The organism is Oceanobacillus arenosus, assembly GCF_003369575.1.
In the GTDB taxonomy this organism is placed as follows: Bacteria; Bacillota; Bacilli; order Bacillales; family Amphibacillaceae; genus Oceanobacillus; species Oceanobacillus arenosus.
This window is the reverse complement of sequence record NZ_PIOC01000027.1, coordinates 183,117-192,127: the sequence shown is the minus strand read 5'-3', so window position 1 is coordinate 192,127 and position 9,011 is coordinate 183,117. Positions and strand designations below refer to the sequence as shown.

Sequence of the window (9,011 nt, the reverse complement as noted above, 5' to 3'; positions counted from 1 at the left end):
GAATAAGCTCTTTTTGACACAAAAAACTCCCCCTAAGATAGAAACAGATTTTTATTTTTTAATCTGTCTACCTTATGGGGAGCATATCAATGTGATGTTGTTCTCTTTCTTTTAGGATAACCATTAAAATTTCTATACACAATTCCAATGCATCTTTGGACAGTTCCTGCACACCATAAATGACACGAATATTTTTCATTGAATTATACCCTCGGTAAAATTTTCCTTGCACTAAGGAATACCCATGTACTTAAAACGAATGGCATTGTTAAAGCAGGAAGACCATATGGTAATAGCCATGTATTTATACTAGCAGCGAGAGGAACCGTCATGCAAGCGGCGATACCACCTGTAATAAAAGAAAAAGGATGTCTTTTAGAATTAAACACGACGGACACGGCGATATTGGTTAATATTGCATTATAGCCATATAACCCAAGAAAGATCAATGAGTATTCCCCACCTAATGCTAGTGATGTCAGTAATGCCACAGCATTGCCAATAAATGCAGCTAATCCAAGCCTCCATTCTGCCCAGAAAACCGCAATGAATAGTAAAATTCCAGAAATTGTATAATCTAAGAAAAATACCTGGCCAATCCCATTAAAGACTCCTTGGGTAAAATCTACTTCGCCAGTAATATCTAATTCCCATTGCATCAAACTTTGGGGAACAAGGCTATCACTGAGATGGAAGGCAGTAAATCGATAAGATACAAGTAGGGTAAACCAAGTCAAGATGATAAATGGCAAGGTCAAAATGGGTATGCCCGAATTCTTCATAAAATGCATGAAGCTTGCCGTCAATATGGCAGCGATAGCAGCGCCGACTAAACTGAAAATCCAGTGGGTCGATCCTGTCAAAAATAAAAATAGGGCCAGTCCGGTAAGTACTGAATTATAGCCCAATAATCCTTGTTTGAGCATCGCTTCATCTGCTCCACCAAGCCTTCCAATCAGCGTTCCAATCATTGACGATAGGAGGGCAATTACCCCTAATGGAACCGATGTAATCGAAATAGCTAACAGAATAATCGCACCAGAAACGACATTTTCAATTAATATGACTTGTGAAATACCTTTCAATGATACCGAGATGAAGGCAAAGGTATGTTTATAGAATAATGAATTGCCCAACATATTCCTCCTTTACTAGCTTTCTAACTACTTTCATTTTCTAATAAGAGTAAAAAAGTACAACATTTGGTTGATGTATTTATTATACTGGAACAGCTAAGCCCAGATCTTGCGCCTTTGATTTGTAACCGCTATTCGTCTTTAAGGTTGAATCTTTTCTCAAAGAGCAACAAGTTTACAAGAACAGCCTTAAAATTAAAGTACCCTAAAAGAGACAAGATAATTCCGTTATAAGATAAAAGAAACATTTAATGACATGCAATGGAAAAACATAGCGAATTTAGTTTTATTTTGTTTAAAATTGGATGAATTGGAAACGATAATAACTGTTCTGTCGATCTTTAATATAAAACAATATTCGAATATAGGGAGGCATATGATGCAATTATTACCGCGGGAAATAGATAAGCTGATGATTGTAGTGGCAGCAGATTTAGCAAAGCGAAGGAAAGAGCGTGGCTTGCGATTGAATCATCCAGAGGCTGTAGCACTACTTACTTATGAAGTGCTGGAAGGAGCCAGAGATGGGAGAACTGTTGCAGAATTAATGGAATATGGTGCAACGATTTTAACAAGAGAAGATGTCATGGATGGTATTCCTGAGATGATTGATGATGTACAAGTGGAGGCAACTTTTCCTGATGGGACGAAATTGGTAACCGTACATAGTCCAATTAGATAAGAAAATAGGAGGGATGAACAGTTGGAACCTGGACAATTATTTTTAAAAGAAGAAGAAATTACATGTAATGCAGGGAAGGTAGCTTCGAAAGTATTCGTAACAAATACTGGTGATAGACCAATCCAAATCGGATCACATTATCATTTTTATGAAGTGAATGATGCGCTGCAATTTACACGTGAAGATGCATATGGAAAACGCCTAAATGTTCCAGCAGGTGCGGCAGTTCGCTTTGAACCAGGCGATGAAAAGGAAGTAGAATTAATCGATTATGGCGGGAAACGTGAGGTTTATGGATTTAATAATAAAGTAGATGGACCATTGAAAAGAGGGAATGAACAGTGAGTTTTAAAATGTCGAGAAAACAATATGCGCAAATGTATGGTCCAACAACGGGCGATTCCATCCGATTAGCTGATACGGATTTATTTATTCAAGTGGAGAAAGATTTTACGACCTATGGTGAAGAGGTTGTCTTTGGTGGTGGGAAGGTCATCCGGGACGGGATGGGGCAGCATCCCCTTGCAACACGCGGGGAAGGTGTTCCAGATGTCGTCATCACCAATGCCGTCATCCTTGATTACACGGGCATTTATAAGGCTGATATCGGCATTCGCGATGGGAAAATTTCCGGTATTGGCAAAGCGGGGAATCCACTTGTAATGGATAATGTGGATATTGTAATTGGTGCATCAACAGAAATTATTGCTGGCGAAGGAATGATTGTTACTGCTGGTGGGATTGATACCCATGTACACTTTATTAATCCTGCCCAAATTGATGTTGCCCTTACGGCAGGCCTGACGACCCTTATTGGTGGGGGAACTGGTGCAACTGCTGGTTCGAGAGCAACAACAGTAACCCCAGGTGAATGGAATATTCACCGCATGCTTGAAGCTGCAGAGGGATTCCCGATTAATGTTGGTTTTACAGGAAAAGGACAGGCGGCAGCAGAAGGGCCATTAGCCGAACAAGTACGTGCAGGTGTAATTGGCTTAAAAGTGCATGAAGACTGGGGAGCAACCCCGTCTGCCCTTGACCATGCATTAACGGTCGCAGATAAATTCGATGTACAAGTAGCGGTCCATGCCGATACGTTAAATGAAGGTGGATTCATGGAGGATACAATTGCAGCAATTAAGGATCGTGTCATTCATATGTACCATACGGAGGGTGCAGGTGGAGGGCATGCGCCAGATTTAATTAAATCGGCAAGCTTTATGAATGTTCTTCCATCTTCAACCAATCCCACGTTACCATATACAATCAATACAATCGATGAACATCTTGATATGCTTATGGTTTGTCATCATTTAAATCCTTCAGTACCAGAGGATATTGCCTTTGCCGATTCAAGAATAAGAAGAGAAACGATTGCCGCAGAGGATATTCTTCAGGATATGGGTGTATTTAGCATGGTTAGCTCGGATGCACAAGCGATGGGGCGTGTTGGTGAGGTTATTCTCCGTACATGGCAAACTGCAAATAAAATGAAGCAGCAGCGCGGCATAATGCAAGGGGATAGTGAATATTCCGATAATAATCGTGTGAAACGATATGTTGCAAAATATACGATTAATCCTGCAGTTACTCATGGAATATCCGAGCATGTTGGTTCGGTTGAAGTGGGGAAGATTGCAGACCTCGTCCTCTGGAATCCAGCCTTCTTTGGTGTGAAGCCGGAGCTCATTTTAAAAAATGGATTAACCGTACAGGCATTGATGGGGGATGCAAATGCATCGATTCCAACGCCACAGCCAATCATTTACCGACCAATGTATGCAGCAACAGGAAAAGCGCTATCGAAAAGCTCGATTACCTTTATTTCACAAGCAGCTTTTGATGATAAGGTACATGAACAACTAGGATTGCAAAAGCAAATTCTCCCTGTCCATGGTATCCGGAATTTAACGAAAAAATCGATGAAGTTAAACGCTGAAACGCCGGAAATCACGGTTGACCCACAAACATACGAAGTAAGAGTGAATGGCGAACTAATTACATGTGAACCTGTTGATAAATTGCCGATGGGGCAGCGATATTTCTTATTTTGAGGTGAAAGCATTGATCATTGAGCGTGTGATTACAAATATCCAGCAGATGGATCAAGAAGAAATGGATAGACGCCATAAGGAAAAGGTGTATTTGGAAAGTGACGATTTAATGAAACGAATCCAGCGGGTAACTACGGATCATGGCAAGGAGCTTGGAATTCGGCTGAAGGAAGCGCGTGATTTGGTCGCTGGAGATGTGCTGTTTATGGATGATACGAATATGATAATCATTGATGTCTTAACGGACGATTTATTGATTATTCGCCCAAGAAGTATCATGGAAATGGGAATAATTGCCCATCAGTTAGGAAATCGCCACTTACCTGCGCAATTTGAAGGCGAGCAAATGCTCGTTCAATATGATTATCTTGTTGCCGAATTACTCGATCAACTGCAAATACCTTATGATAGGGAAGACCGAAAAGTGAAGCAAGCCTTTCGTCATATTGGACATAGCCATGACTAATCAGGTGCTTTCATTAATTCAGTTATGTGATTCCAATTTTCCAACAGGAGCATTTAGTCATTCCTATGGGTTGGAAACGTATATTCAAGAGGGAACGGTAAATAATCAAGCCACATTTTCCAAGTGGCTTGATGTTTATTTAAATGAACAGCTTGTATATGCAGATGGACTGGCTTCACGTCTTGTATATCAGGCATTAGAAGAGAATCGTTTAGACGAAGTATGGAAACTTGACCGGTTGTTGATGGTGCAAAATCTGCCTCGGGAGACGAGGGAAGGGACGCAACGTATTGGCGAGCGAATGTTACATCTTGTGGAATCCTTATACAATGTGCCAGTTCTTCAACAATATCGTGAGCGGCTAAAGAAGAAGCAAGGCTTTGGGCACCCGGTGATTGTATTTACGATTATTGGTCATTATTTAAAAGTGTCACAACGAGAGACGACGCTCTATTACTTGTATTCGAACCTAACAACCCTTATCCAAAATGCAGTACGGGCAATCCCATTAGGGCAAACAGCTGGACAGAAGACGATTCAGCAGTTTCAACCGATCTTAATGAAAGCAAATGAAAAAATTCAATCATTGACAATCGAGGATTTTGGGATAGTATCACCAGGTCTGGAGTTATCACAAATGAAACATGAACGCGTCAATATCCGAATCTTTATGTCTTGAATTTTGAAGGATAACAAAATTGATATAAAGTGTGGACTAGATTAGGATGATATTTGTTTCCTTGGCTGTCGCTCCGAAAATACACTTCGCTTTTCGCGGGGGGCTGGCGATCCATCGGAAGTGGTTTTCTTCAGAAGGAGCAGACCGCGTTGCCCGCTGGATGCGCGACTATCCGAAGCGAAAATCAATGTCGCGCCTAGTCCGTAGTTTATATTTTTAGCAACAGATCATACGAAATGAGAAAATTTTTTAAAATGGAGGGTGTACATATGGAACCGATAAAGATTGGCGTGGGCGGTCCTGTTGGCGCTGGAAAAACATTGCTAGTTGAAAAATTAACACGACATTTGGCTGATGAAATCAGCATGGCCGTTGTCACGAACGATATTTATACAAAAGAAGATGCAAAGTTCCTCATCCAGCATGGTGTACTTGAACAAGACAGAATCATTGGGGTGGAGACCGGTGGCTGTCCACATACGGCGATACGTGAGGACGCTTCGATGAACTTCGCAGCGATTGATGAATTGATAGAGAAAAATCCAGATGTCGAGCTAATTTTTGTAGAAAGTGGCGGGGACAACCTTGCAGCAACCTTTAGCCCAGAGCTTGTTAATTTCTCTATTTATATTATTGATGTTGCCCAAGGAGAGAAAATCCCGAGAAAAGGTGGGCAAGGGATGATCAAATCCGATCTATTTATCATCAATAAAACCGATTTAGCCCCGTATGTTGGCGCAAGTCTTGATGTTATGGCATCTGATACAAAGGTTTTCCGTGGTGATAAACCCTTTGTGTTTACAAATTTAAAGAATGATACGGGACTTGATCAAGTAATCGATTGGATTAAAAAGGATGTGCTATTAAAAGGATTAAATGAACATGCATGATTGGACAGGTGAATTGCGGTTAGATATTGAAAATCGACATGGAAAATCAGTGGCGAAAAATGTGTATTTTCAAGGGGCATTAAAGGTAATGCGTCCCGTTTATCATGATGACTCTGGTCAGGTTTGCTATTATATTTTGAATCCTGGCGGCGGCTATTTGAATGGAGATCGTTACCAACTTTCCATTGCGCTTGAAGAAAATGCTGAATTGATTTTAACTACTCAATCTGCGACGAAAGTTTATAAAACACCATTCAAACAAGCCTATCAAGAAACGGAAATTAAATTAAAAGCGGGGAGCCTACTAGAATATATTCCCGACCCACTGATTGCCTATCGTCATGCGAAATACAAGCAAATAAATCGAATTCATATGGAAAAAGGGGCAACATTTATTTATACAGATGTGATTACCCCGGGTTGGTCTGCAGATGGAGAGAAATTTAGCTATGATAGGCTTCAATTAATCAATGAAGTTTATTTAGATGGCGAACTTGTTGTTTATGATCATATTAAATTGATGCCGGAAAATCAGAATATGAAGGAGCTTGGGTTCATGGAAGGTTTCTCCCACCTGGGTTCCATGATGGTGGTCGGCGAGAAGACCAATGCTGCATTATTGGACAGGCTCTATGAAGCTGTAAAATTAGATGCGGACGCATATAAAATTGGCCTATCTGAGCTTGCTGTAAAAGGGTTCACCGTCAGGGTGCTCGCTAATTCCACACAAAAAGTGGAGTCTGTATTTTCAAAGATTCATCATATTATCAGACAGGAATGGTTTGATACTGCCCCATCATTGCTTCGAAAATATTAAGGAATAGAAACCATACATTTTAGCGTATGGTTTTCTTTTTAGTTGGAGAAAAGTATAATAGAGAGGAGTAGAATTATTGTGTAAGTCGAGGGGACGAATTCATGAAAAGAACGATCATTTTCTCTATTATTATTTCACAGCTGCTCTTTTATATCTGTTTACCAGTTTTTCTGCAACTATTTATTTATCTTCATCCGATTGTGATGATTTTTGTCTGGATATGTATGACAGCGCTTGTAATCTTTCTAACATTTCTGATTCGAAATCAAACCCTTGCAATCCCTAACTGGTTGTTGAATCTACTAATGGTAGGGTATTCGATTTGTCTGCTCGTGTTATTATTCTTCAGGCCAAATGACCAAGTGTATGATAATTGGAACTGGATTCCTTTTTCAACGATTGGTTTTTACTTGGCAGGGAATGCCACCCCATTAGTTGCATTTTATAATCTAGCAGCAAATATTGTGTTGTTCATTCCGTTTGGACTAATTCCAATGATGGCTGGGAAGTCAAATGCAATGCGGTTTTTAATCCCTTTAGTTTTCATTAGTTTGATTGAATTTTGCCAATTTATTACCCAGCGAGGCAGTTTGGATATCGACGATCTCATTCTGAATATGCTTGGCGTATTTGTTGGCTATATGCTAATACCAATCTTTCGACGGGTTGTGATTATTAGGAATTAAGAAACGTTTTCAGGTAAAATTCGGGAAGCGTCAGGCACCACAATCAAAATCAGAGGGAGTGATAGGATTTTATGTACGAACATAAAACGAAAGAAACAAATAACAGTGTAATTGAGTTTATTGAAAGTGTGGACAATCTAAAGAAACGCGAAGATGCCTATCGATTATTGGATATTTTTACTGAAACAACTGGATTTGAAGCCAAGATGTGGGGGCCAAGTATTATCGGATTTGGATCGTATCACTATAAATACGATTCTGGTCATGAAGGTGATGCGTCATTAGTTGGCTTTTCACCTCGTAAAGCAAAAATCAGCTTATATTTAATGATGGACGAGCAGCGAAGAGAGGAATTGCTAAAGCGGTTTGGTAAACATACGGTTGGTAAGGCATGTGTATACATTAATAAAGTAGCGGATATTGATGTGGATGTTCTGAAAACATTGATTAGCGAAACGGTAGCATATACAAGGGAACAGTATCCAGAGTAGAATGAAGTAATGAATCTATTTACGGGAATAGGTATAAGTTGAAATGAGAGAATGGATAAGGCTCGAACACTAGACGTACTTAGTTCCATGATACGCTCGGATCGTATTGGAATGATATTTTTACAAAGAGGGCATAGAAATGAAAAAGAAAAAACTGCATAAAACAAATGCAATCCGTATATTAGAAAAAGAAGAGATTGCATATGACGTACACGAGTATCCATGGAGTGAAGATCATCTTGATGCGATAACTGTCGCTGAAAAAGTAGCGATGCCAATGGAGAAGATTTATAAAACCCTAATCACAAAAGGGGACAAGACAGGAATTACAGTTGCATGTATTCCAGCAAATCATACGTTAGATTTGAAAGCTTTTGCAAAGGTGAGTGGCAATAAGAAACTGGAAATGTTGCCGATGAAGGAATTAGAATTGACGACAGGGTACATTCGCGGTGGCTGTTCACCTATTGGCATGAAAAAATCCTTTCCAACTTATATCGCAAACATAGCACAATCAATGGAAACAGTGATTGTTTCAGCAGGGAAGAGGGGAATGCAGGTTGAGCTAACACCAGGTGACTTGCAAAAAGTGACGGATGCCGTTTTTTCGGATTTTACGATCGAATAAAGGATAAAAGAAGCGAACAGTCAGCTGTTCGCTTCTTTTGGATTATTGTGATATAAAGTGATATTTCACGTCTTCAGAAGTTTCATCATAATTAACCTCAAAATCGTATCCACTAAAGAACCAATCATCAGCCTTCTCCGCATAATACGTGATGCCATCAATTGTAACTTCTCCTAAAAGATCTTTCGATGGTTCCGTAACTTGGATAGCGACGGAAAAATTGTCATGAACCTCTGTACTTCCATAAACTTTACCGTAGAAACGAACAGCTTGCCCTTTTTCTACACCGACTTCTTCTTGAAACCATTTATGTGCATGATCAGATACCGTAATTTTCATAATTTTTGTTTTCGCAGCATTCAACTCCTGCGAATCCTCCCTTCTACCATCGATAATTTTAGTTTAGCACACTACTTTTTTAATGTGTAGCAATACAATTTATCCGAATTAACTGGTAGTAAGACCCCCACTTAATGAAGTTT

12 protein-coding genes are annotated in these 9,011 nt (G+C 39.8%); 10 read left to right on the top strand and 2 right to left on the bottom strand.

Annotated features, from left to right (window positions below; all coding sequences use genetic code 11):
• Positions 1-203 precede the first annotated feature (203 nt).
• On the bottom strand, positions 204-1,139 hold the full coding sequence (locus CWR48_RS17550; RefSeq protein WP_115774621.1) for an urea transporter: 936 nt from the start codon (positions 1,137-1,139) through the stop codon (positions 204-206).
• Between the two features lie 376 nt (positions 1,140-1,515).
• Between CWR48_RS17550 and CWR48_RS17545 the strand changes: the two genes are divergently transcribed.
• The 10 genes from CWR48_RS17545 to ybaK all read left to right on the top strand — a co-directional run bounded on the left by CWR48_RS17545 (position 1,516) and on the right by ybaK (position 8,529).
• Positions 1,516-1,818 carry an urease subunit gamma gene (locus CWR48_RS17545; protein WP_115774620.1) on the top strand — a complete coding sequence of 101 codons (303 nt, stop codon included), beginning with the start codon at positions 1,516-1,518 and terminating at the stop codon, positions 1,816-1,818.
• 21 nt (positions 1,819-1,839) lie between these two features.
• A complete protein-coding gene (ureB, locus tag CWR48_RS17540; RefSeq protein ID WP_115774619.1) occupies positions 1,840-2,163 on the top strand; it encodes an urease subunit beta in 324 nt (107 codons plus the stop codon).
• On the top strand, positions 2,160-3,872 hold the full coding sequence (gene ureC, locus CWR48_RS17535) for an urease subunit alpha (RefSeq protein WP_115774618.1): 1,713 nt from the start codon (positions 2,160-2,162) through the stop codon (positions 3,870-3,872). Before ureB ends, ureC begins: the two co-directional genes overlap by 4 nt.
• 10 nt (positions 3,873-3,882) lie before the next feature.
• Positions 3,883-4,338 carry an urease accessory protein UreE gene (ureE, locus tag CWR48_RS17530; protein WP_115774617.1) on the top strand — a complete coding sequence of 152 codons (456 nt, stop codon included), beginning with the start codon at positions 3,883-3,885 and terminating at the stop codon, positions 4,336-4,338.
• Positions 4,331-5,017: an urease accessory protein UreF gene (locus CWR48_RS17525; RefSeq protein WP_115774616.1), complete on the top strand. Its 687-nt coding sequence runs from the start codon at positions 4,331-4,333 to the stop codon at positions 5,015-5,017. Before ureE ends, CWR48_RS17525 begins: the two co-directional genes overlap by 8 nt.
• 269 nt (positions 5,018-5,286) lie before the next feature.
• Positions 5,287-5,907, top strand: coding sequence for an urease accessory protein UreG (gene ureG, locus CWR48_RS17520; RefSeq protein ID WP_115774615.1), 621 nt, complete (start codon positions 5,287-5,289; stop codon positions 5,905-5,907).
• Positions 5,900-6,724, top strand: a complete 825-nt coding sequence (locus CWR48_RS17515) for an urease accessory protein UreD (protein WP_115774614.1) — start codon at positions 5,900-5,902, stop codon at positions 6,722-6,724. The genes ureG and CWR48_RS17515 overlap by 8 nt, the downstream gene beginning before the upstream one ends.
• A gap of 101 nt (positions 6,725-6,825) precedes the next feature.
• Positions 6,826-7,410: a VanZ family protein gene (locus CWR48_RS17510; protein WP_115774613.1), complete on the top strand. Its 585-nt coding sequence runs from the start codon at positions 6,826-6,828 to the stop codon at positions 7,408-7,410.
• 71 nt (positions 7,411-7,481) lie between these two features.
• Complete coding sequence (locus CWR48_RS17505) at positions 7,482-7,901, top strand: DUF1801 domain-containing protein (protein ID WP_115774612.1); 420 nt, start codon at positions 7,482-7,484, stop codon at positions 7,899-7,901.
• A gap of 139 nt (positions 7,902-8,040) precedes the next feature.
• On the top strand, positions 8,041-8,529 hold the full coding sequence (gene ybaK / locus CWR48_RS17500; protein WP_115774611.1) for a Cys-tRNA(Pro) deacylase: 489 nt from the start codon (positions 8,041-8,043) through the stop codon (positions 8,527-8,529).
• Between the two features lie 42 nt (positions 8,530-8,571).
• Here ybaK and CWR48_RS17495 read toward each other — a convergent pair whose 3' ends face one another.
• Entirely contained in the window at positions 8,572-8,892 is a 321-nt protein-coding gene (locus CWR48_RS17495; protein WP_211316770.1) for a HesB/YadR/YfhF family protein, read from the bottom strand.
• Positions 8,893-9,011 lie beyond the last annotated feature (119 nt).

Excerpts from the sequence above, each read along its gene's own strand:
- CWR48_RS17550 (WP_115774621.1), bottom strand. The coding sequence starts at position 1,139 with ATGTTGGGCAATTCATTATTCTATAAACATACCTTTGCCTTCATCTCG.
- CWR48_RS17545 (WP_115774620.1), top strand. The coding sequence starts at position 1,516 with ATGCAATTATTACCGCGGGAAATAGATAAGCTGATGATTGTAGTGGCA.
- CWR48_RS17505 (WP_115774612.1), top strand. The coding sequence starts at position 7,482 with ATGTACGAACATAAAACGAAAGAAACAAATAACAGTGTAATTGAGTTT.
- CWR48_RS17525 (WP_115774616.1), top strand. The coding sequence starts at position 4,331 with ATGACTAATCAGGTGCTTTCATTAATTCAGTTATGTGATTCCAATTTT.
- ybaK (WP_115774611.1), top strand. The coding sequence starts at position 8,041 with ATGAAAAAGAAAAAACTGCATAAAACAAATGCAATCCGTATATTAGAA.
- ureG (WP_115774615.1), top strand. The coding sequence starts at position 5,287 with ATGGAACCGATAAAGATTGGCGTGGGCGGTCCTGTTGGCGCTGGAAAA.
- CWR48_RS17515 (WP_115774614.1), top strand. The coding sequence starts at position 5,900 with ATGCATGATTGGACAGGTGAATTGCGGTTAGATATTGAAAATCGACAT.
- CWR48_RS17510 (WP_115774613.1), top strand. The coding sequence starts at position 6,826 with ATGAAAAGAACGATCATTTTCTCTATTATTATTTCACAGCTGCTCTTT.